General features: G+C 69.0%; 20 protein-coding genes and 1 pseudogene. 12 read left to right on the top strand and 9 right to left on the bottom strand.

The features are described 5' to 3' along the window. Window positions 1-736: 736 nt before the first annotated feature. Window positions 737-1,069, bottom strand: a complete 333-nt coding sequence (locus J1C73_RS23720) for a hypothetical protein (protein ID WP_207318200.1) — start codon at window positions 1,067-1,069, stop codon at window positions 737-739. A gap of 217 nt (window positions 1,070-1,286) precedes the next feature. Beyond that, a complete protein-coding gene (locus J1C73_RS23715) occupies window positions 1,287-2,912 on the bottom strand; it encodes a protein kinase domain-containing protein (protein WP_207318199.1) in 1,626 nt (541 codons plus the stop codon). A 296-nt stretch (window positions 2,913-3,208) separates the two neighbouring features. Between J1C73_RS23715 and J1C73_RS23710 the strand changes: the two genes are divergently transcribed. Beyond that, on the top strand, window positions 3,209-4,843 hold the full coding sequence (locus J1C73_RS23710; protein ID WP_207318198.1) for a protein kinase domain-containing protein: 1,635 nt from the start codon (window positions 3,209-3,211) through the stop codon (window positions 4,841-4,843). A 10-nt stretch (window positions 4,844-4,853) separates the two neighbouring features. Here the strand turns inward: J1C73_RS23710 and J1C73_RS23705 are convergent, their stop codons facing one another. From J1C73_RS23705 to J1C73_RS23695, 3 genes are all read right to left on the bottom strand, one after another. Continuing rightward, window positions 4,854-5,846 (bottom strand): phosphotransferase enzyme family protein, encoded by a 993-nt coding sequence (locus J1C73_RS23705; RefSeq protein ID WP_207318201.1) that lies wholly within the window; start codon window positions 5,844-5,846, stop codon window positions 4,854-4,856. A 58-nt stretch (window positions 5,847-5,904) separates the two neighbouring features. Then, entirely contained in the window at window positions 5,905-6,342 is a 438-nt protein-coding gene (locus J1C73_RS23700) for a pyridoxamine 5'-phosphate oxidase family protein (RefSeq protein ID WP_123460379.1), read from the bottom strand. A gap of 178 nt (window positions 6,343-6,520) precedes the next feature. After that, complete coding sequence (locus J1C73_RS23695) at window positions 6,521-7,180, bottom strand: response regulator (protein WP_207318197.1); 660 nt, start codon at window positions 7,178-7,180, stop codon at window positions 6,521-6,523. 340 nt (window positions 7,181-7,520) lie between these two features. Here J1C73_RS23695 and pdhA point away from each other — a divergent pair, with 340 nt between their 5' ends. Genes pdhA through J1C73_RS23680 form a run of 3 tightly spaced genes read left to right on the top strand, consistent with a single transcriptional unit; the run spans window position 7,521 to window position 11,111 of the window. Beyond that, window positions 7,521-8,684 carry a pyruvate dehydrogenase (acetyl-transferring) E1 component subunit alpha gene (gene pdhA, locus J1C73_RS23690; RefSeq protein WP_207318196.1) on the top strand — a complete coding sequence of 388 codons (1,164 nt, stop codon included), beginning with the start codon at window positions 7,521-7,523 and terminating at the stop codon, window positions 8,682-8,684. 2 nt (window positions 8,685-8,686) lie between these two features. Then, a complete protein-coding gene (locus tag J1C73_RS23685; RefSeq protein WP_123460376.1) occupies window positions 8,687-9,667 on the top strand; it encodes an alpha-ketoacid dehydrogenase subunit beta in 981 nt (326 codons plus the stop codon). Window positions 9,668-9,677: 10 nt separating this feature from the next. Next, window positions 9,678-11,111, top strand: coding sequence for a dihydrolipoamide acetyltransferase family protein (locus tag J1C73_RS23680; RefSeq protein ID WP_207318195.1), 1,434 nt, complete (start codon window positions 9,678-9,680; stop codon window positions 11,109-11,111). Here the strand turns inward: J1C73_RS23680 and J1C73_RS23675 are convergent. Further along, window positions 11,098-11,607, bottom strand: coding sequence for an ATP-binding protein (locus tag J1C73_RS23675; RefSeq protein WP_207318194.1), 510 nt, complete (start codon window positions 11,605-11,607; stop codon window positions 11,098-11,100). The genes J1C73_RS23680 and J1C73_RS23675 overlap by 14 nt on opposite strands. A 239-nt stretch (window positions 11,608-11,846) precedes the next feature. On the opposite strand from J1C73_RS23675, the gene J1C73_RS23670 reads away from it, so the two are divergent. From J1C73_RS23670 to J1C73_RS23655, 4 genes are all read left to right on the top strand, one after another. After that, window positions 11,847-12,728 carry a helix-turn-helix domain-containing protein gene (locus J1C73_RS23670; RefSeq protein WP_207318193.1) on the top strand — a complete coding sequence of 294 codons (882 nt, stop codon included), beginning with the start codon at window positions 11,847-11,849 and terminating at the stop codon, window positions 12,726-12,728. Between the two features lie 5 nt (window positions 12,729-12,733). Beyond that, window positions 12,734-12,922, top strand: coding sequence for a DUF397 domain-containing protein (locus tag J1C73_RS23665; protein WP_207318192.1), 189 nt, complete (start codon window positions 12,734-12,736; stop codon window positions 12,920-12,922). Between the two features lie 329 nt (window positions 12,923-13,251). After that, window positions 13,252-13,467, top strand: a complete 216-nt coding sequence (locus J1C73_RS23660) for a DUF6243 family protein (protein WP_185095481.1) — start codon at window positions 13,252-13,254, stop codon at window positions 13,465-13,467. A 356-nt stretch (window positions 13,468-13,823) separates the two neighbouring features. Continuing rightward, the gene (locus tag J1C73_RS23655; RefSeq protein WP_207318191.1) at window positions 13,824-14,588 is read left to right on the top strand and encodes an alpha/beta hydrolase; all 765 of its coding nucleotides are present in this window, start codon (window positions 13,824-13,826) and stop codon (window positions 14,586-14,588) included. A 180-nt stretch (window positions 14,589-14,768) separates the two neighbouring features. Here the strand turns inward: J1C73_RS23655 and J1C73_RS23650 are convergent. From J1C73_RS23650 to J1C73_RS23640, 3 genes and pseudogenes are all read right to left on the bottom strand, one after another. After that, window positions 14,769-15,123, bottom strand: a pseudogene (locus J1C73_RS23650) (DUF1062 domain-containing protein); the annotation flags it as partial. Window positions 15,124-15,309: 186 nt separating this feature from the next. Continuing rightward, window positions 15,310-16,275, bottom strand: a complete 966-nt coding sequence (locus J1C73_RS23645; RefSeq protein WP_207318190.1) for a S1 family peptidase — start codon at window positions 16,273-16,275, stop codon at window positions 15,310-15,312. Between the two features lie 1,096 nt (window positions 16,276-17,371). Continuing rightward, window positions 17,372-17,920, bottom strand: coding sequence for a DUF1062 domain-containing protein (locus tag J1C73_RS23640; protein WP_207318189.1), 549 nt, complete (start codon window positions 17,918-17,920; stop codon window positions 17,372-17,374). A 687-nt stretch (window positions 17,921-18,607) separates the two neighbouring features. On the opposite strand from J1C73_RS23640, the gene J1C73_RS35160 reads away from it, so the two are divergent. From J1C73_RS35160 to J1C73_RS23620, 4 genes are all read left to right on the top strand, one after another. After that, on the top strand, window positions 18,608-18,940 hold the full coding sequence (locus tag J1C73_RS35160) for a hypothetical protein (RefSeq protein ID WP_242644604.1): 333 nt from the start codon (window positions 18,608-18,610) through the stop codon (window positions 18,938-18,940). An 86-nt stretch (window positions 18,941-19,026) separates the two neighbouring features. After that, window positions 19,027-19,413: a tail fiber domain-containing protein gene (locus J1C73_RS23630; RefSeq protein WP_242644603.1), complete on the top strand. Its 387-nt coding sequence runs from the start codon at window positions 19,027-19,029 to the stop codon at window positions 19,411-19,413. A 108-nt stretch (window positions 19,414-19,521) separates the two neighbouring features. Further along, on the top strand, window positions 19,522-19,992 hold the full coding sequence (locus J1C73_RS23625; protein ID WP_207318187.1) for a nuclear transport factor 2 family protein: 471 nt from the start codon (window positions 19,522-19,524) through the stop codon (window positions 19,990-19,992). Window positions 19,993-20,157: 165 nt separating this feature from the next. After that, complete coding sequence (locus tag J1C73_RS23620) at window positions 20,158-21,459, top strand: S41 family peptidase (RefSeq protein WP_307797784.1); 1,302 nt, start codon at window positions 20,158-20,160, stop codon at window positions 21,457-21,459. Window positions 21,460-21,547: the final 88 nt, after the last annotated feature.

Below are 21,547 nucleotides of genomic sequence, written 5' to 3'. Positions count from 1 at the left end.
GGCCGGGGAGCCGGACGGGGAGTGGCGCCGGACTGGGTGCGGCGAGGGAAGAGGACGCGGTGGCGGAAGGGGAAGCGGTGGCGGAAGCGGAAGCGGCGCCGGAAGAGGGAGTGGTGGCGGAAGGCTCCGTGCTTGCCGCCGTACGCGGCACCACGGAGGTGCTGACCGGCGGTGGGCCCCCGGTGGCTGCCGTGCGCGGACCTCCGGCTGCCGCGCGCGGTGCCGCGTGCGCCTCGCCGCCCGTCATGGCCCCCAGGGTCGCGGCTGCCGTCAGTACGAGGCAGGCCACGCACTTTGAAGGCCGCGAGGGGCGGCGTCCTGAAACCATGTGGTCAGCGTCACATGTGACGGTGTGTCCGGCATCTCGGGTGATGGGCGTTCGCTACCGGATCGCGAGCCTCATTGCGCCGGCTGACGTCAGCTTCCCGGATTCGACAGCTTGTCCGGCGTACCCCATGATTCGTTTCAGCTGTCCGTCGATGCCGTGGACATCGCCGGTTGGGCGCACGATCGGAGTCCGATTCTTTCTTGGCGACTGATTGGGTGGCGCTGCCAATGGAATGGCTGCCCTGTACCCAGCTCCGGGTTTCTGGCTGAACGGTCACGAGTGGCTTGGACTCGAGAAATTCAGTCGAGCGCTACAGGCATCCGGGGCGTAAATCTCTGGTCCGTGTTCTGCAATGGATGCCGACGGTTTCCTGATCGCTTTCCGGCCGGCATCCATGCACTGCCTCAATTACGCGTAATAGTTGGACTTCCACGCACTGTATGCGCAATTGAGCAGGGTGTCGCCCTCGGCCCGGCACACCTGGAGGCGTACTTGCGCGATGCCCTGGGGATCTTTCAGGGTCGTGGTCCAAGTGGGCTGGGCACCCTTGCCGCCGTAATTCTTCCGCCATCCCCAGTACGCGTCGGTGCCGTCACTGCGCTTGGTGATGAGGCGCAGGCGGGCGTTATGGCCGTCGGCCAGGAGATCGACAGACCTGAACTCGATGTTGCTTGCGTAGGTGCGACTTGTGAACGTTATCGTGGAATCGCCGTAAGCGCCGGTGGTTTCGGCTGACAACACAGCGCCATGAGCGGCCCATGCTGAAGTCGTAGAGGCGGCGCACAAAAAGGCGACCGAGGCTGCTGTGAAGAGTACGGACTTACCGCGAAGACGCATGGATCCCCCTCTGGAAATATTCGAATCCAGGGGGAATTTTACTGCGTTGGTCAGTCTTCGTTTGTCGATTGGCTCATTTGGGCAGCCCCACAGTAAGAGGCTGTTGGGTACCAACAGCCTCTCAGGCCGGATCGCCGGTGGAAATCTTCAACTCGAAGTGTGCTCCGACCTTCGAGATGGCAGTTCCGGACGTCGGGAACTGGTCGACGACCTGGTCCTCGGCGTAGGCGTTCCCCGGCTCCTTGATGATCTTGATGGTCCAGCCTGCCGCGTCCGCGCACGCCCTCGCCGAAAGGATGTCCTTGTAGATGAACCTCGGGGCATCGACTTTGTTCGGGTCGTCGGAATCCTCTATCGCGTCCGTGCACTTCTCGGGGTCCATCGTCCGGTTCCGTTCCGGACCTCGGTGCTCACCGGCCGGGGACTCGCTCGACGAGGCGTCGGTGCCCTTGCCCGGGTCGTCCTTCATCGAGAGCACCGTGATCAGGCCGCCGACCGCGATCAGGGCCACCACGATCGAGCCCACGATCACCGGAACGTTTCGCTTGGACCCGCCGCCCGAAGGGGTGGGCGAGAGCGAGTACGGCTGCGGGGTCTGCTGCTGCATCGGCGACATCGGCGCCTGGCTCTGGTACGCCGGGGCCGACTGGGGGTAGCCGTACGACTGCGCGGGCGTCGGCGGACCGTACGGGCCGGGCTGCTGCTGCGACTGGTACGGGCCGGGCTGGTACGGCGTCTGGACGCTCTGCGGCGCCGGGGCGGACTGGTCGACCGGCGGGAAGACCGCCGAACCGACGCCCGAGCCGCTGTTCGCCGGTGCGCCGGTGCCACTGACGATCACCGGGGCGCCCGTCTGGCCGCCCGCGCCCAGCACCCGGGTGATCTCGTCCTGCATCGCGGCGGCGCTCGGGAAGCGCTCGTTCGGGTTCTTCTTCAGCGCGCGGGCGACCAGCGCGTCCATCGCCGGGGTGATCGACCGGTTGATGGTGGACGGCGCGACCGGCTCCTCCTGTACATGCGCGTACGCGATGGCCAGGGGCGAGTCCGCGTCGAACGGGATGCGGCCGGTCAGCAGCTGGAAGAGCATGATGCCGACCGAGTACAGGTCGGAGCGCGCGTCGACCCCGCGGCCCAGGGCCTGTTCGGGGGAGAGGTACTGCGGGGTGCCGACGACCATGCCGGTCTGTGTCATCGACGTGACGCCGGACTGCATGGCGCGGGCGATGCCGAAGTCCATGACCTTCACGATGCCGCGCTTGGTCACCATGACGTTGCCGGGCTTGATGTCGCGGTGGACCAGGCCCATTTCGTGGCTGGTGTCCAGGGCGGCCAGCACATCGGCCGTCACCTTGAGCGCCTTGTCGGCGGGCATCGCACCGTGACTGCGGATGTCCGACTGGAGCACGGAGCCGAGCGGCTGCCCCTCGACGTACTCCATGACGATGTACGGCATCAGCGCGCCGCCGAGCTCGTCCTCGCCGGTGTCGAAGACGGAGACGATGTTGGTGTGCTGGAGCTTGGCGACCGCCTGGGCCTCGCGCCGGAACCTCTCGCGGAAGGACTGCTCGCGCCCGAGTTCCGTGTGGAGCGTCTTGATGGCGACCTGCCGGTCGAGCGCGGAGTCGTACGCCAGGTATACGGACGCCATCCCGCCTTCGCCGAGCAGGTCACGCAGCTGGTAGCGGCCGCCGGCGACCGAACCGCCCGCGTAGCGACCGTGGGCCCCTTGTGCGCCGTCCTGGCTCATGACTTGACTTCCCCCTCGGGCGCGCGACTCACGCGAAGATCCGTATGACGCGCCAAGTCTGCCCGAGGGGTACGACACGTCAAGCCGGGTGCCCGTTCCGTGACCCTACGCACAAGAAGCGTCTCGGAAGCGTTACAGGAAGCGCATGCAATTTGCGCGGGCGGCTTGCCAGCCGGTTGGATGGCCGGTCCCTCTCGAAATCGGTGTGTCTGACGAAGGCTGTAGCGTGACGTGGCAATGCAGCAAGGCACCGTGAGAACCCGCGGACGCGCGGACAGATACGACGGCGAGGACTGATGGCACCCGAACCCGAAGCAAACGGCGGCGGAGTTCCGGATGGCACCGACTCCTGGGGCATCGGCGGTGTTGTCGGCGACGGGCGTTACCGGCTGACCCACCGGCTCGGCCGGGGCGGTATGGCCGAGGTCTTCGCGGCCGAGGACGTCCGGCTCGGACGCACGGTCGCGGTGAAGCTGCTGCGTTCCGACCTCGCGGAGGACCCGGTCTCCAAGGCCCGGTTCACGCGCGAGGCCCAGTCGGTCGCCGGGCTCAACCACCATGCGGTCGTGGCGGTGTACGACTCCGGCGAGGACACCGTGGCCGGGCAGACCGTCCCGTACATCGTGATGGAGCTCGTCGAGGGCCACACCATCCGTGACCTGCTGCTCAACGCCGAGGCCCCGCCTCCGGAGCAGGCGCTGATCATTGTCTCCGGGGTGCTTGAGGCGCTCGCCTACTCGCACCAGCACGGGATCGTGCACCGGGACATCAAGCCCGCCAACGTGATCATCACGCACTCCGGCGCGGTCAAGGTGATGGACTTCGGCATCGCCCGTGCGCTGCACGGCGCCCAGTCGACGATGACCCAGACCGGCATGGTCATGGGCACGCCGCAGTACCTCTCCCCCGAGCAGGCGCTGGGCAAGGCCGTCGATCACCGCTCCGACCTGTACGCCACCGGCTGTCTGCTGTACGAACTCCTCGCACTGCGGCCCCCGTTCACGGGTGAGACGCCGCTCTCCGTTGTGTACCAGCACGTTCAGGACATTCCGGTCCCGCCGTCGGAGGTCTCCGACGCGGTGCCCGCGGAGCTGGACGGGCTTGTCATGCGCTCGCTCGCGAAGGACCCGGACGACCGGTTCCAGAGCGCCGAGGAGATGCGCGGGCTCGTCCAGTACAGCCTCCAGATGCTCCAGGTCCAGGGCGGCCACACCGGTACGTGGAACACCGGCCCGGTCGTGATGCACGAGGGCGGTGCCACCCCGCCCGGGGGCATGACCGGCGCCACTTATGCGATGGGACACCCGCAGCACGGGGACACCTCGCAGGGACCGATCCTGCCGCCGATGAACCCCGACGACGGCGGATACGACGGCAGCGGCCGCCGGCCGGGCGGTGGTGGCCGCGGCAAGCTGTGGCTGTTCGTCGTGCTGGCACTGATCGCGATCGGTGCGGGCGTCGCCATCGCGGTCAACGCGACGAAGGGCGGTGGCGGGCCGCCCGCGAAGGATCCGGCGCCGGCGTCCAGCTCCCCCTCCCCGAAGAAGAGTTCACCCTCGCCGACCGAGGAGCAGACCCAGGACACCCAGCAGCCCGGGAGTTCCAGCGGCGATCAGCAGCAGACGCCGCACAAGCCCACGTACTCCCCCTCGACCACACCGAGCGAAACCGCCGAGCCTCCCACGCCCAGCCCGACGGACACGGCACCGGGCACCACGACGGACGGCGGCGCGAGCACCGACTCGGGCGGGACGGCGACGGACGGCGGCAGCAGCACGGGCAGTGACACGGGCGGCACGACGACCGACGGCGGCGCCAACGGCGACCAGGGCGGCACGGCGTCGGCCGGCGGAACGGGCGGAGAGCCGGGCGGCGCCGCGGAGGGCGCCAGCACCGGCACCGCCACGGGGACGGTGGGCACCACCCCGTAGCCAGCCGCTCTCAGCCCGTGAAGGCCTCGCGCACCGCGTCGTACTCACGGGTCCACCACACCGCCAGGGCCGACACCGCAGGGAACTGCGGGTCGGCCCTGCGGTCGTTCAGGCAGTAGCGCCAGCGCAGTATCCAGAAGTCGTTGAGCCGCTCCCACCACACCCGGTGCACCGCCGCGGCCAGCTCGGCGGCCCCGGCCCCGGCCGCCCGCCGGTAGGCGCGCGCGTAAGCCCGCACCTTCACCAGCTCCAGCTCACCGGCCGGCTGGACGAAGAAGATCGCCGCGGCCCGTACCGCCTCCTCCGCCCGGGGCTGCACGCCGAGGCGGTCCCAGTCGAGGATCGCCACCGGGTCGGCGCCCCGGTAGAGCACGTTCAGCGGGTGGAAGTCGCCGTGCACCCAGCCGGTCGCCGGAACTCCGGGCGCGGGCGGCCGGCGGTCCGCGTGCTGGTCCAGCAGGGTGCGCCGCTCCAGGAGCCGGTGCTCGGCCAGTTCGTCGAAGGCGTCCCGGGGCCGCCGGCCGCGCGCCGCGGCCAGCAGCTCGTCGATCAGCGCGAAGGTGTCGGCAGGGTCCGGGCTCGCATGGCCGGGGGGTCTGCCCGTGGCCCCCGCGCCCGCCTCCATCACCTGCTCAAGACCGGTGTGTACGGCTCCGAGGAGCGCCCCGAGACGCACCGACTGGGCGACAGTGAGCTGGGCGCCGGCCCGGTGCAGCCCGTCGACCCAGGGGTGCAGGGCGTAGCAGCGGCCGCCGATCTCGGTGACGGTGCCACCCTCGGTGTCCTCGATGGGCGGGGCGACGGGTACTCCGAGTGACTGGAGCCGCTGGGTGGCACGGTGCTGGCGGACGATCGTGGCGCGGTCGCCGGTGGAGTCGTCCAGATGGTGCTTGAGGAAGTAGGAACCCCGGGTGGTGGAGACCCGGTATCCGTGGTTCAGCAGGCCCTGGTCCAGGGGTTTGCAGGTGAGTGGATCACCTGCGTGCGGGTAGCGGCGGAGCACCTCGCCGACCGGGGGAACAGGCGGGAGGGTTACAGATGAGCGCGACACTCGCCAGATGTTAGATCACGCTGTGTTGCGCACCGTGACGAGTTGCGTGGAAGTCCAGAGTGTGCACGCTGACGAAGTGCGGGTCGAGCCGGAGATAGGCCGGGGTGAAGGGCTCCCCGTTCACCTCGACGGGGACCGGACCGAAGAGTTCGCGCTGGACGCAGGTCGGCTCGACGGTCTCCGCGGGCCCGGTGAACTGCACGGACCACAGGTCCCGGCTGCCCGCCGAGGTGGCCGCGTTGAAGTTGTCCGCCCCGTACGCGACGACCGTGCCGTTGCAGGCGTCGTGATAGCCGAGGCCGCTGTGCATCCGCAGGACGACCCGGCCGTCGATCACGATGTGGCGGGCCACCGTCAGGAACGGAAGAGCCCTCATGCTCGTCGCCAGCCTGCCGTAGGGGACCCGGCCGAGCAGGTCGATTGCGTGGAGTTCTTCCTCGGTGGACATGACTTCCACTGTGCGTCACCGAGAGGGACGGAATAAGAGGCCGCAGCCCCGGGCGTCGGGGGACCAAAGTCCCGAGTCTGCCCGGGGCCGCGGCCCCTCCGTGCGGATTCGGCGCACAGGGGCGCGTACCGCTCGCGGTTTCCCGTTCCGTACGACCGGCTTCCCGGTCGCGTACCGTTCAGCGCTTTTCGGCCTGGAGCCGCGCCACATAGGCGGCGGCCTGCGAGCGGCGCTCCATGCCGAGTTTGGAGAGCAGGCTGGAGACGTAATTCTTGATCGTCTTCTCGGCGAGATGGAGCCGCTCCCCGATCACCCGGTTCGTCAGCCCCTCACCGATCAGGTCCAGGATTTTGCGCTCCTGTTCCGTGAGACCCGCGAGTTTGTCGTCGCCGCGGCCCTTCTTGCCGTCGCGCAGCCGCTCCAGCACCCGCGCGGTGGCCACCGGGTCGAGCAGCGACTTTCCGGCCGCCACGTCCCGTACGGCGTTCAGCAGCTCGCTGCCCCGGATCGCCTTGAGCACGTATCCGGAGGCGCCCGCCATGATCGCGTCGAAAAGTGCCTCGTCATCGGCGTACGAGGTCAGCATCAGGCATTTGATGGACTCGTCCTGCGACCGGATCTCCCGGCAGACCTCCACACCGCTGCCGTCCGGCAGCCGTACGTCCAGGACGGCGACATCGGGCCGGGTCGCGGGGATGCGGACCAGCGCGTCCTCCGCGGTACCGGCCTCGCCGACCACCTCGATATCGTCCTCCACCGAGAGGAGCTCGTGGACTCCGCGGCGGACGACTTCATGGTCATCAAGCAGAAAAACCGTGATTTTTCCTTCTTTGCGCACAAACGCAGTCTCACACACTCACCCCTTCCCTGCCGCTGTCCGGCGGGATAACGTGCCGTTGTTCCGGCTGCCTGCAAGGCTGTTCCCAGTGCTGTGACCAGCGAGAGTTCCCGATTTCTTCGATTTACTTGGATATCCAAGCAAAATCGCAGGTCAGATAGGGTTTCGCAGTTACACGAAGCACTGGGTAACGTGCCTAATAGCAGGGCGCTCGCCGGGGCACCTGTCACGCCTGTTCCCGGACCGAGCGGCACCCACCCCGTGCACGGGTACGGACACAGGCGAGCCGCACTGGTCTCCCGGCAGACCCCGGGGGCCGGACCGACGGAGGAGCACGCACGTGACCGTGGAGAGCACTGCTGCCGCGCGCAAACCGCGACGCAGCAGCAAGCGGACCAGCGCCGCGAAGACGCCCGCGAAGACGCCACAGAGTTCCGGACCCGAGCTCGTACAGCTGCTGACGCCCGAGGGCGAGCGCGTCGAGCACCCGGACTACTCGATCGACCTGACCGCGGAAGAGCTGCGCGGCCTGTACCGGGACATGGTCCTGACCCGCCGCTTCGACGCCGAGGCCACCGCCCTCCAGCGTCAGGGCGAGCTGGGCCTGTGGGCCTCGCTGCTGGGCCAGGAGGCCGCCCAGATCGGCTCCGGCCGGGCCCTGCGCGACGACGACTACGTCTTCCCGACCTACCGTGAGCACGGCGTGGCCTGGTGCCGCGGCGTCGACCCGACCAATCTGCTCGGGATGTTCCGCGGCGTGAACCACGGCGGCTGGGACCCGACCACCAACAACTTCCACCTGTACACGATCGTCATCGGCTCGCAGACCCTGCACGCCACCGGCTACGCCATGGGCGTCGCCAAGGACGGCGCGGACTCGGCCGTGATCGCGTACTTCGGTGACGGCGCCTCCAGCCAGGGCGATGTCGCCGAGTCGTTCACCTTCTCCGCGGTCTACAACGCCCCGGTCGTGTTCTTCTGCCAGAACAACCAGTGGGCGATCTCCGAGCCGACCGAGAAGCAGACCCGGGTGCCGCTCTACCAGCGTGCCCAGGGCTTCGGATTCCCCGGCGTCCGGGTCGACGGCAACGACGTACTGGCCTGCCTGGCCGTCACCCGGTCCGCCCTGGAGCGGGCCCGGCGCGGCGAGGGGCCCACCCTCGTCGAGGCGTTCACCTACCGGATGGGCGCGCACACCACCTCCGACGACCCGACGAAGTACCGGGCCGACGAGGAGCGCGTCTCCTGGGAGGCGAAGGACCCGATCCTGCGCCTGCGCACGTACCTGGAGAAGCAGGGCGCAGCCGACGAGGCGTTCTTCACCGGCCTCGACGAGGAGAGCGAGGTCCTCGGCAAGCGGGTGCGGGAAGCGGTACGGGCCATGCCCGACCCGGACCGCCTCGCGATCTTCGACCACGCCTACGCCGACGGGAGCGCCCTCGTCGACGAGGAGCGCGCCCAGTTCGCCGCCTACCAGGCATCGTTCGCCGAGGAGGGCAAGTAGCCATGGCCATGCAAAAGATGTCCATCGCGAAGGCGCTCAACGAGTCGCTGCGCAAGGCCCTCGACACCGACCCCAAGGTCCTCATCATGGGTGAGGACGTCGGAAAGCTGGGCGGGGTCTTCCGGATCACCGACGGCCTCCAGAAGGACTTCGGCGAGGGCCGGGTCATCGACACCCCGCTCGCCGAGTCCGGCATCGTCGGTACGGCGATCGGTCTGGCGCTGCGCGGCTACCGGCCGGTCGTGGAGATCCAGTTCGACGGCTTCGTCTTCCCCGCGTACGACCAGATCGTCACGCAGCTCGCGAAGATGCACGCCCGCTCGCTCGGCAAGATCAAGCTGCCGGTCGTCGTGCGGATTCCGTACGGCGGCGGCATCGGCGCCGTGGAGCACCACAGCGAGTCGCCCGAGGCGCTCTTCGCGCACGTCGCGGGCCTGAAGGTGGTCTCCCCGTCCAACGCGTCGGACGCCTACTGGATGATGCAGCAGGCCGTGCTGAGCGACGACCCGGTCATCTTCTTCGAGCCGAAGCGCCGCTACTGGGACAAGGGCGAGCTCGACACCGAGTCGATCCCCGGCCAGTTGCACCGCGCCTCCGTCGCCCGCACCGGCACGGACCTCACGCTGGTCGCGTACGGCCCGATGGTGAAGGTCTGCCTGGAGGCCGCCGCGGCCGCCCAGGAGGAGGGCAAGTCGATCGAGGTCGTGGACCTGCGCTCGATGTCCCCGATCGACTTCGACGCCATCCAGACCTCGGTCGAGAAGACCCGCAGGCTGGTCGTGGTGCACGAGGCGCCGGTGTTCTACGGCTCCGGCGCGGAGATCGCCGCTCGCATCACGGAGCGGTGCTTCTACCACCTGGAAGCACCGGTGCTGAGGGTCGGCGGCTACCACGTCCCGTACCCGCCGGCCCGGCTGGAGGACGAGTACCTGCCAGGTCTCGACCGTGTGCTCGACGCCGTCGACCGCTCGCTGGCGTACTGAGGACTGGGGCGTGACAACCATGACCGAAACTTCCAACGCCGCTCGCTTCCGTGAGTTCAAGATGCCCGACGTGGGCGAGGGACTGACCGAGGCCGAGATCCTCAAGTGGTTCGTCCAGCCGGGCGACACCGTCACCGACGGCCAGGTCGTCTGCGAGGTCGAGACGGCGAAGGCGGCCGTCGAGCTGCCGATCCCGTTCGACGGGGTGGTGCACGAGCTGCGCTTCGGCGAGGGCACGACCGTCGACGTCGGCCAGGTGATCATCGCGGTGGACGTGGCGCCGGGCAGCGGTGACGAGGCTCCGGCTTCGGTTCCGGCTCCGGCTGAGCCGGCCCCCGCGCCCGCCGCCGAGCCGGAGGCCGAGGCGCCGAAGGGCCGTACGCCCGTCCTGGTCGGCTACGGCGTGGCCGAGTCCTCCACGAAGCGGCGCGCCCGCAAGGGAACGGAGACCGGCCCGCCGGCCGCCGCGTCCGCCGCGATCCAGGGCGAGATGAACGGGCACGGCACCGCACCCGCCGTACCCGGGACCCGGCCGCTCGCGAAGCCTCCGGTACGGAAGCTGGCGAAGGACCTGGGCATCGACCTGGCGACGGTCGTCCCGACCGGCGAGGGCGGCGTCATCACCCGCGACGACGTGCACGCGGCGGCGACGCCGGCCCCGGTCCCGGCCCCCGCGCCGGTGCAGGCCGAGGCCCCGGCGCCGGCGCAGGCGCAGGCTCCGGCCGTGGTCGCCTCGATGGGTGTGCGGGAGACGCGTATCCCCGTCAAGGGCGTGCGGAAGGCCATCGCACAGGCGATGGTCGGCAGCGCGTTCACGGCGCCGCACGTGACCGAGTTCGTGACGGTCGACGTGACCCGCACGATGAAGCTGGTCGCGGAGCTCAAGGAGGACAAGGAGATGGCCGGGGTGCGGGTCAATCCGCTCCTGGTCATCGCCAAGGCGCTCCTGGTCGCGATCAAGCGGCACCCGGAGGTCAACGCCGCCTGGGACGAGGCGAACCAGGAGATCGTGCAGAAGCACTACGTGAACCTGGGCATCGCGGCCGCGACCCCGCGCGGACTGATCGTGCCGAACATCAAGGACGCGCACGAGCAGACGCTCCCGCAACTTGCCGCATCACTGGGCGAGTTGGTATCGACGGCCCGCGAGGGCAAGACGTCCCCGGCGGCGATGGCGGGCGGCACGGTGACCATCACCAACGTCGGCGTCTTCGGCGTCGACACGGGTACGCCGATCCTCAACCCGGGCGAGTCCGCGATCCTCGCGGTCGGCGCGATCAAGCTCCAGCCGTGGGTCCACAAGGGCAAGGTGAAGCCCCGCCAGGTCACCACCCTGGCGCTCTCCTTCGATCACCGCCTGGTCGACGGCGAACTCGGCTCCAAGGTCCTCGCGGATGTCGCCGCGATCCTGGAACAGCCCAAGCGCCTGATCACCTGGGCGTAGTCGCCCCGGCGGCAGGTGTGTGAGGTGGGCCCGTGCGACGTGTGCGCGGGCCCACTGTCATGTCCGCCCGCCTGCGCAGGCTGAGTTCGGCGAAGACCGTCTTGCCGACGGTGCGCGGCTCGATGCCCCAGCGGTCGGCGAGCCGGGTGACGATCAGCAGCCCGCGCCCGTAGCAGTCGTCGTCCTCCGCCTCGCGCACCGTCGGCAGCCGCTCGCCGCGCGGGTCGCTGACCTCGATGCGGAGGGTGGTGGCCGTGAGGATGAGGTGGACGCGGAAGAGCCGTCCCCTCATGCAGCCGTGCAGTAAGGCGTTGGTCGCCAACTCGCTGACCAGCAAGGCGGCTTCCGCGACGTGGTTGGGGTAGCCCCACTCGGAGACCAGCCGCACGGCTCGCCGCCGGCAGAGGGTGACGCTGCGAGCGGTGGGGGTGTAGTCGAGACGGTCCTCCTGGAGGACGGGCTCGGGTACGGGGGCCTTCTCCTGGGCTGCGGTCATGGACGCGTGCCTCTCGCTGAGGGGGCGGTGGCGATGTCGCGCCTGCGGGGCGCCGGTTGCGGCGCAGGGCAGGGCGGTGCACTTCCGCCGGGTGGTACCGCTGTGTGAGCGACCTGATACCGAAGGTAGTGGCCTTGGTCATCGGGCAGCAAGTGATTCGGGCAGAAAATTCTCTGCCCTAGTTGGTGTTCGATGTGACGGGGTTCCAGACTGATGCGACAGGCGGAGGGGAGTTCGTTGTGGCAGGAAACAGCCCGGACCGGGGGCGCACGGTTTCGACCGTGCTCGGACGGCGTCTCGGTGGTGAGTTGTTGCGCTTGCGAGAGGCGCGCTCCTTGCGGCAATCACATGCGGCGGAGGCGCTGACGGCGTCGGTCGCAAAGGTCGCGAAGATCGAACGTGGACTCGTGCCGATAAGGGACCCCGACATCAGGGCTCTCTGCCACTTGTACGGTGAGGATGACGCCACCGTTGTCGCAAGACTGCTGGCTCTGGCGAAGACCGACCGCGAACGTCGCAAGGCCAGCGGCTGGTGGAACCAGTACCCCGCACTCCAGTCCATGGTCGAGTACGTGGCGCTGGAGGACATCGCCACCAGCCTCCGGACATGGCAACTGGCCATCGTGCCCGGTCTGCTTCAGACCCCGGACTACGCACGATCGCTTGCCGTGGGAAACGGGTCTTGGGAGGAACCCGGCGAGATCGAGCCCTTTGTCGAATCACGAATGGCCCGGCAAGCGCGGCTGACGGGTGACCGCCCAATTGAGCTGTGGGCGGTGGTGCATGAGAGCGCGTTGCGTCAACTGGTCGGAGGCCGCGAGGTGATGAGGGAGCAGCTCGGCCACCTGCTGGACGCGGCACGACAGCCGAACGTGAAGCTGCAGGTCGTGCCGCACCTCGCAGGTGCGCATCCCGGCATGACCAGTGCCTTCACCATTGTGTCGTTCGCGGAGCCGGGAGCGCTCGACGTGGTCCACATGGATACCACCTCGACCACTCTCTGGCTGGAGAGCGACACTGATGCGGCCCGGCACAGCGGGCTCTTCGACCGCATCGCGCGGCTGGCGTTGGCTCAGCACAACTCGGCCAGGCTCATCGATGGAATGCTCAAGGAGCTGTAGACCACGTGCCTCGGTACAAGTTCGTCAAGTCCAGCTACAGCGGCGGCAACGCAGGCCAGGAGTGCGTCGAGGTGGCCCGCAACATCCCCCGTACCGTCGCCGTCCGCGACTCCAAGCAGCCCGACGGTCCCGTCCTCCTCCTCGCCCCCACCGCGTGGGACGCCTTCCAGGAGAGCCTGGGGCGGCAGCCGTAGGACCCGTCGGCAGTCGGCCACCTCGGGGGCGGCTCTCACCCGCGCCCACTGCGTCGCAGACGGCGCGCGCTCCCGGACTCGGTGACGGCTGACCCCGGGCGCTCTCCGAAGCCCGTCCGAAGCCGGGGCCGAAGCCGGGGCCGACGCCGGGGCGGCGAAAATCTTGGTGTGCGGGGCTTACGGAACCGGGTAACGTCGTGAGCATGTTCTTCCAGACGCCGATCTACGAGTGAGCGCGTGATGGGCCCCTGCTGATGTCCCTGGACGTCGCCGCGCCCGTCCCCCACCGATGAATCCGTAGATCACTTCACATCATTCCGGGAGAACCCATGACCGTCAGCAAGAACATCAACAACCCCGTGGGCATGGGCGGCGGCCAGCGCAAGAGGCTGTCCCGCGCCGAGCGGCAGAACAACGGTCCGCACCGCAACCTCGACCGCCAGGGCGCCGCCGACCAGAAGGCGGAGCTGGTGCGCAAGATGCGCGAGAAGACGGGTGCGGCCGAGGACGCCGGGCAGACGGGCGACGACACCGCACAGAGCTGACCCATCAGCTGACCCACCGCCGCCGCAGGGCGGCACCGCACGGGGCAGGGCCCGGACCGCGACGCGCGCGGTCCGGGCCCTGCTGTCGGACCGGGCACGGAGGACCGGCGGCGGCTCTCGGCCGGCCGCCCGCGTGGTCAGGGCCTGTCCGGAGCCGTGATCACGTGGTGGGAAAAGAAGTGGGCGGGATCGCGTCGGGGTGGTAGCTTCCACTTGACCGCGACACCGCCCGAGGAGGTGAGACCCATGAACGCAGTAGCGATGTGGGTGCTCCCCCTTGCCGTCACGGTCGGGCGATTGACGTAAGCGTCGCCGGGAGCGCCTCGACAACAAGGCACTCCCGAAAGGCAACAGCCATGAACTCTCTCCGTTTCACCGCCGAGTCGTCATCGAACGGCATGGTCGAGCGAGACTTCGCCGTGGGCGAGGTCCCCGGCGTTCTCTGGTCGTCGGCCTCCGACACCGATCGCGCGCCTCTGATCCTGTTGGCCCACGACGGCGGCAAGCACAAGAAGCACCCGGCGATGACGGGCCGCGCCCACCGTCTCGTGACCGGCTGCGGCTTCCACGTCGCCGTCATCGACGCGCCCGGTCACGGCGACCGGCCGCGCACCGCGCGCGACGAGCGGGAGAAACTCGCACTGTCCGAGGCGAGGGCCGCGGGCGAACCGGTGGGCCCGATCGTCCTGCGCCACAACGCACATGTGGCGGAGCTCGCCGTGCCCGAGTGGCGGGCGACTCTGGACGCGCTCCAGGAACTCCCGGAGATCGGCACCGACGGGCCGGTCGGCTTCTTCGGCGTCCGCATGGGCACCGCGATCGGAGTGCCGCTCGTGGCGGTCGAGCCCAGGATCACGGCCGCGGCCTTCGGACTGCACTGGCCCGACGACCTGGCCGAGAAGGCGAAGCAGATCACCGTCCCCATCGAGTTCGCCATGCAGTGGGACGACGAGCACATCCCGCGCGAGGCCGCTCTCGCACTGTTCGACGCCTTCGCCTCCAAGGAGAAGACGTTGCACGCCAACGCGGGCAAGCAGGGGGAACTGCCCAGGTTCGAGGCCGACAGCGCGGTCCGGTTCTTCGCCCGGCACTTCGGCCGGACGGTCACCTTGCCGGCCTGAAGGTGAGCGGTAGCGGCGTCCGGTCTGCCCATCGGGCGCCGCTTCCGCGGCCCGGGCCGAGGCTGCGTATCCAGGGGCCCTGGCCGCCCGGCCACGGACCCGGGTAGTGCTCCGCCCGCATTCCGCGGTGCGCCTGTCCGGCGGGATCCTGCCGGACAGGCGCCTGGTCCCGGGGTGGGCTCAGCGTTTGAGCATGAAGGTGAAGTCGCCGGATGGCTTGCCGCTCAGCCGGGTAGCCGGGTAGCCGGGTAGCCGAAACGAGTTTCCCCTCCGTGATCAGTCTCCCGACCTCCGCCCGCGGAAGACCGCACCCTTCAGCGATCAGTCGTGCCGGCCGGACAGGAATCCGTGCCGCGAAGCGGACCGAGACGTCGATGACGTCGGTCACCTCGCGGTCCGGGTGAGCCGGTCCGCCGGTGTCGAGGCGCCAGGCGTTGTCCCAGTCGAGGGCGATGCGATTGCGGCGCCGCACGACCGGATCCCGGAGCAGTTCGGCCGTCGGGCCGGGGCCGTTGTCGTGCATCCGGTCCAGCAAGGCTGCGCCATCTTGAAGTGGCTGGTCAGCAGGGGTGGTGTGACCCCGTTTCGGGGTGCTCGTGCTGGATCCGGTTGTTCCTTCGAGGCGGAAGCCCGAGCGCGGCGGACCTCGCTCCGTCGGAGGCCTGACGCCGTCCGCCCTCGGGTAGCAGGGGATGCCGCCCTTGGGCGGTGCCGGTCGCGGTCAGGCGGCGCGGCGGGTCCTGCGGCGGCGCACCGCGACGGCGGTGCCGCCACCGGCGACGATCAGCGTGGCGGCCACACCGGCTATCGCCGCGGTGTTGTCGTTCGTGCCGGTCTCGGCGAGGCCGGAGTCCTCGGCCGCGGCCGGCGGGGCACTGTGGGTCTTCATGGTCGTGCCGATCCAGCCCGCGTAGGCGGGCGCGCTGGTGTAGAGGCCAGGGCCCTGCGAGCACGGCACCTCAGGGGCGCCGGGCCCCGAGGTGACGCCGATCAGCTCCCAGCTGCCGTCCCGGCCCTTTTGGACCTGTGGTCCGCCGGAGTCCCCGAAGCACGCCATGGCCTTGGGCGCCGTGGTGATCGTGCACAGCCGGGTCCGGTCCGCGTAGCCGGGCGCGCACTCGGATTCGGCGGCCCTGCGGGTGTTCAGTTCCTGGAGCCGGTCCGGGAACCTGAACTCGGTGTCGGCGGTGGTGCCGAAGCCCAGGAGCCGGGTCGGCGTGCCGGGCTGCCCGGCCTGCTCGGCGATCTTGATGGGCTTTTCGGTGACCGGCCGGTCCAGGCGTACCAGAGCCATGTCGTTCTTGTTGGCGGCCTTGCCGTCGCCGTTCACATAGTCGGGGTGGACGAAGGTCCGGTCGATCTTCCGGACGGTGCCACCGGACTTGCGTTGGTCGCTGCCGACACGCACGATGCCGTCCAGCTCAAGGCCTTCGCCCTTCACGCAGTGGGCCGCCGTCAGCACCCACTGCTCATCGATCAGTGACGCCCCGCAGGTCCCGTCGTGCAGACCCAGTGTCGGGGCCGACTCCGGGATGGTCGCCATGAACGGGTAGCTCTCGGTGGAGTCCGACCCGTTGACGATGGCTCCCGCGTTGCCGGCCATGACGGTGACGCAGGCCGCGGCGGCGAGAGCGCCGACGGCAGCGGTGCGGGCGGCTCGGCGGCGGGGCGGTGCGAAGCTGAACACAGAGGGGTCCTTTTTGTTCGATTGATCTTTATGTATTCAGCTTCGTTGTTCGAGTCCTGCTGGACCATCCGGGCAACCGGCCGGTCGGTGCTGGGGCCAGCCCCCCTCCGCACGGGGAAAGCTCGTCATCGATTACTCCGTGCGCTCCGCTGCACCATCAACCGGGTCACCGACATGGTGAAAGCCGTCCTCGTCCTTCGCAGCGCCTCGATCCGAGGCGGGGGAATTCTCGCCTGGGTCAGCCATGTGCCGCCTCTGCGTCGAGCCGGGATCCGATCCTTGCCCTATTGCTGGTTCATGGATGTGATCGCGATTCAGGGAGGACCTCAAATTAAGCTCAGATAAGCATCGAAAAACTGTGTGCGCTGTCTTGCCTGTGAGTAAAGATGGCCACGGCCGCTCCAGCGAGATGCGGACAATGGGGAGGTTCTTATGGGCATTATTGAGACTGGATCAGATCCCGAGACGGTAAACGCCGTGCCGCCGACCGAGAGGAAGGTGGGCTGGTACTCGTGCGAAGGCTGACCGCCTCTCGGGGTGCCAGTTCCAGCCGCGGCATCGCCCTGCTGACCGTCGCGGTCGCTCTGGGGGTAAGCGGATGCAGCGGCGATGGGGACTCCGCAACAACGCACCCGTCAGCTTCGAAATCGGCAGTCGCCACTCCTTCCCGGAGCAGCGACAGGGCTGGTCATGTTGACGGAGAGAAAGTCACGGTAGCGCCCAAGCCCGTAAATGACGGGAAAGTCCTGCTCTCCGTGGCGTCGAAACACGGAAATGCCGAGATGCCGCTTGAGGCCGGAAGCGGAGTCGAGCCGCTGGCGATTCAGGTGAATTGCCAGGGCAAGGGAACACTCAAGGTGTTCATCGAGCCAGTAGGCGCATCTTTCCCTCTGGAATGCGTAGAGGGGGAAGTCAGCAGTACCTACAACGAAATGAGGGTCAAAGGAGCTCGCGCTGAGGGCAGTGTGCGAGTGTCGGCGCCTTCGGGCGTCCGTTGGGCTCTCACAGTCGAACAGTAGTCGGCAAGTCCAGTCAGCCGACACCAGGGCCTGTCCGGTGGATCTCGCCGGACAGGCCCTGAACTCCCCTGGACAGCTCAGCGCTTGAGCATGAACGCGAAGTCGCCGGAGGTCTTGCCGCTCAGCCGGGTAGCCGAAACGAGCTTCCCCTCCGTGATCAGCCTTTCGACCTCCGCCCGCGGAAGACCGCACCCTTCAGCGATCAGCCGCACCGGACGGACCGGAATCCGCGCCGCGAAGCGGACCGATACGTCGATCACCTCGCGGTCCGGGTCATCCGGTTCGCCGGTGTCGAGGCGCCAGGCGCCGTCCCAGTCGAGGGCGATGCGATTGCGGCGCCGTAGGGCCGGGTCCTGGAGCAGCTCGGCCGCCAGGCCGGGATCGTTGTCGTGCATCCGGTCCAGCAGTTCGGGCCGTATGGAGCGCACATGCGCCCGTTCCAGGACCGTGAGTTTGGTGGTCTCCCCGCACGTGGTGCAGAGGGCGAGGAGCCAGGCATCGAGCAGTTTGTGGTTGGCGTTGACGCGGAACTTGCCGTTCGCCCGGAAGCTCCCGGACGCGCACGTATGGCAGCGGCGGAGGACGAGTGGAAGGCAAGTGGGCATGACGACCCAGTTGTTGAGCACAGGGGTACACCGGTTTCAGTGAGAAGTCCGCAGCAAAAAGCAGCACGGCACACAGGTGCGACGCGCGACAGATCAGCACTCGGGAGGTCTCAAACGGTGTACAACGGAAGGCCCTTGCCTGGACGACGTGGTTCGGCAGCACGGTAACCGCGCACAGTGGCGCTGTTCCAATGGTTTTGAAGCGCGTCACGGCAGGCAGGGTCCGTTGCCTGACCGGTCTCTCGGATCCCGGATATCTCAGCAGGTCGATTGGCCGGCGACGTTGAACGTCAAGCTGTGCCCGGAGCCGCCGCCCCCGCGGTCAACCCCGCGGCGCGAGGACCCCATCCTTCATCAGATCGGGCGAACTGCCATTTTTGGTGCGGTTGAACCGAATTGGGCGCCATAGGATCCGTCGCATCGTCCGGAAGAGGGCGGCATCCGTCGCGTGTTGCACGCGCACCCCGCTCGTCCCGGCCCAGTGCGCTGTTCGGACCCTGCGGGGTAGTTCAATTTGGGGTAGATATGACCTCTTTGGGTCGTAAGGCTGCCGCGGTGATGGCCGCGGCGTTGGCATCGGTGGGCGTGGGCAGCGGTGCCATCGCTTCGGCGGAGACCCCGTCGGCACCATCGTGCAGCGGGGCGGAGTGCCCCAGTCTCCAGCCGGTCAACCTGTCAGCCAGTCAGGGCTCGTTGAACGTCACACAGATGCAGCTGGAGAACCTCGCCGCGACCGCCGTCGACGCTGTCACCGGACAGCCCATCCGCGGAGCGCAGGTGCAGTTCTACACCACCGGCGGTCGACTGCTGGGGGCGGCCTACACGAACTACAACGGCATCGCCGGGATCAGCGCATCGGAGAATCTCGGCCCCGGCACGGTCCAGGAACTGCTGACCGGCTACAACGCGGTGCTGGTCGGGGACGGCATCCACACCCCGGCCTCCGCTCACGGGGCGATCACCGTGGGAGACGACGGAAGTCTGCTCTTCAGTGACCGCGAGCTCAAGCGGGACGTGCTCCTGATCGACTGGAGCCGGTAGCGGTGCGGGTCTTCCGCCGGCGGTCCCGGGTCCCCGATCGCAGTGCCCCGGCTCGGCTTTCGGCTGAGGCGCGGGAGAGCGGCGGTGTGGCTGCGGCCGGCGCCGTCAACGGCTATGCGGTCCTGGAGACCGTGGCCGCGCTGCCCGTCAGCAGCTGGCGCTACCTCTGGGAGCCCGAAGAGGTGCGGCACATCGGTCCGATGGCTCAGGACTGGCACGCCGCCTTCGGCTTCAACCAGGACGACACCACCATCAACCCGGTCGACGCCAACGGCGTCCTCCTGGTGTGCGTCCAGGCGCTCACCCGCCGGGTGGAAGAACTCACGGCCGAAGTGGGCCGTCTGCGGGCCGAGGGCGTGAACGAATCAGAGGCCGCGCGACAGGGATCTCGCGCCAGGGTCCCGGATGAACCCGGGCAGACCGATCACGCAATGGCCCCTGCCACCGTAGTTCGCGTGGGTGAGAGCCGGTAACGCTGGGGTGTGCGCTTACCCGTGAGGTAATCGCCCTGGGCTGCCCGTTCCGGCAACAATGGTGACGTCCACGTCGGAGGGCGTGGGTCGCGAACTGGAGGAGCAGCCATGGCAGTTGTCACGCCCACGACCACGCGCGCCGCCGTTGAGGAGTTGCTGCGCCGGATCGGCGAGGGTGACCCCGAGCGCATCGCCGAGGTGTATGCCGAGCGAGTCGACTGGAAGCTGGACTGGCCGGAGGCCGAACACGGCCGCACCGCCACCCCGTGGATCCGCCACCGGTCCACCCGCGCCGAGGCCGCCGCCCACTTCCGCGAGCTTGCCGAGCACCACGTGCCCGGGTCCGCGGCCACCGAGATCGAGCGCATCCTCGTGGACGGCGACGACGCGGTCGTGATCGGCGAGATCCGGCAGACCGCCCGGTCCACCGGACGTGCCTACCGCGCACGGTTCGCCCTGCACCTCACGGTCGAACACGGTCTGGTCACCCGGCACCACGTCTACGAGGACAGCCTCGCGGTGGCTCAGGCATTCGAGGTCCAGGGCCCGGACGCGGACCCCGCTCCGTCGGGAGCATGACGCTGTCCGCCCTCAGGGTGCAGGGGATATCCCCCCGCCGATACACCTGCCCGTCGGATGTCGTCCCGGCCGACGGTCGGCGATCGTCGGTTCCCTGACGCGGATCGCGTACGGGGAAATGGGGAGACTGTGCGACTCAGGAATTCCAAGGCCGCAACGGCGCTTGTGGCACTGGCACTCACTGGCGGGGCGATCGTGCCCGCCGCGGCGGCGCAACCGCCGGCCGTGGACGGCACCTGGCGGGTGAACGGCTACGGCACCGTCCTGCGCATCGGGGACGGACGGTTGCGGGAGTATCAGACGACCTCGGTGAGCTGCCTGAAGGGCGAGTCGGCGAAGCAGACGGGGAGGGGCACGTTCAGCGCCGGTGACGGGACGATCCTCTCCGTGCGGCCGGCCGCCGGGCTGCTGGAGCTGTCCGGTTCGACGGGGCGCAGGGAACTGCAGCGGATCAGGGCGCTGCCGCAGGCGTGCGAGCGCCCGACCGCCACGGACCCGGTGACGACGTTCGACGTCTTCTGGCAGTCCTTCGAGGAGAACTACCCCTTCTTTGCCGCCAAGGGCATCGACTGGCATGCCGTACGGGACACCTACCGGCCGAAGGTGCACGCGGACACGAGCCGTGACGTCCTCTTCTCCCTCTTCAGCGACATGGTGAAGCCGCTGTACGACGCGCATGTCGCCGTCTTCGACGGGGAGCGCCACTTCGCCGGGGTGCGCCCGGGTACGGCGATGCCCAGTGGCACGCTGGACGCCAGGATCAAGAACCACATCGTGGCGCGCGACCTCAAGGGCGAGAAGCCGCGGGAGTTCGCGGGAGGGCGGATCAGCTACGCGGATCTGCCGGACGGGCTGGGCTATCTGCGGATTTCCGGATTCGGCGGCTACAACAAGAAGGACTCCTCGTACGCGGCCCAACTGGCCGAATTGGACCAGGCGCTGGACGCGGTCCTCACCACCGGGCGCACGGCTTCGCTCACCGGGCTCGTCATCGACGTCCGGATCAACGGCGGCGGCTCCGACGCGCTCGGCGTGCACATCGCGGAGCGCCTGACGGACACCCCGTACACCGCCTACCGGAAGCGCACGCGGTACACCCGGCCGCAGGCCGTCCCCGTACGGCCCACGGAGGGCACGCCCCGCTACGGCGGTCCGGTCGCGGTGCTGACGGCCGGGACGACGTTCAGCGCGGGCGAGACCTTCACGCAGGCGCTCATCGACCGGCCCGGCGGGACCATCCGGATCGGGGAGCCCACCCAGGGCGTCTTCTCGGACACCCTGGACCGCGTGCTGCCCAACGGCATGGCGGTCTGGCTGCCGAACGAGGAGTTCCTGACCCGCTCGGGGCAGACCTTCGACGGCGCGGGCATCCCGCCCCACATCCGCACACCAGTCTTCACCGACGAGGAGTTCGCGAAGAACCGCGACTCGGCCTTCGACGCGGCGCTCGCGGCGCTGCGGCGCTAGACCCCGCCCCCCCGCCACGCCCTTCGGCCCGGTGGGCGGCCCGTGGGCCGACCCGGCCGCTCCGGGTACGCGGGATGCCGGGGCCGGG

The organism is Streptomyces laculatispora (genome assembly GCF_017353455.1).
GTDB lineage: Bacteria > Actinomycetota > Actinomycetes > Streptomycetales > Streptomycetaceae > Streptomyces > Streptomyces laculatispora.
This window is presented reverse-complemented; position numbering and strand designations above follow the sequence as displayed.

Bases quoted from the DNA above. Each gene is read 5' to 3' on its own strand.
- J1C73_RS23675 (WP_207318194.1), bottom strand. From the start codon at position 11,607: ATGACCGCAGCCCAGGAGAAGGCCCCCGTACCCGAGCCCGTCCTCCAG.
- J1C73_RS23625 (WP_207318187.1), top strand. From the start codon at position 19,522: ATGGCAGTTGTCACGCCCACGACCACGCGCGCCGCCGTTGAGGAGTTG.
- J1C73_RS23715 (WP_207318199.1), bottom strand. From the start codon at position 2,912: ATGAGCCAGGACGGCGCACAAGGGGCCCACGGTCGCTACGCGGGCGGT.
- J1C73_RS23655 (WP_207318191.1), top strand. From the start codon at position 13,824: ATGAACTCTCTCCGTTTCACCGCCGAGTCGTCATCGAACGGCATGGTC.
- J1C73_RS23700 (WP_123460379.1), bottom strand. From the start codon at position 6,342: ATGTCCACCGAGGAAGAACTCCACGCAATCGACCTGCTCGGCCGGGTC.
- J1C73_RS35160 (WP_242644604.1), top strand. From the start codon at position 18,608: ATGCAGCTGGAGAACCTCGCCGCGACCGCCGTCGACGCTGTCACCGGA.
- J1C73_RS23710 (WP_207318198.1), top strand. From the start codon at position 3,209: ATGGCACCCGAACCCGAAGCAAACGGCGGCGGAGTTCCGGATGGCACC.
- J1C73_RS23660 (WP_185095481.1), top strand. From the start codon at position 13,252: ATGACCGTCAGCAAGAACATCAACAACCCCGTGGGCATGGGCGGCGGC.
- J1C73_RS23685 (WP_123460376.1), top strand. From the start codon at position 8,687: ATGGCCATGCAAAAGATGTCCATCGCGAAGGCGCTCAACGAGTCGCTG.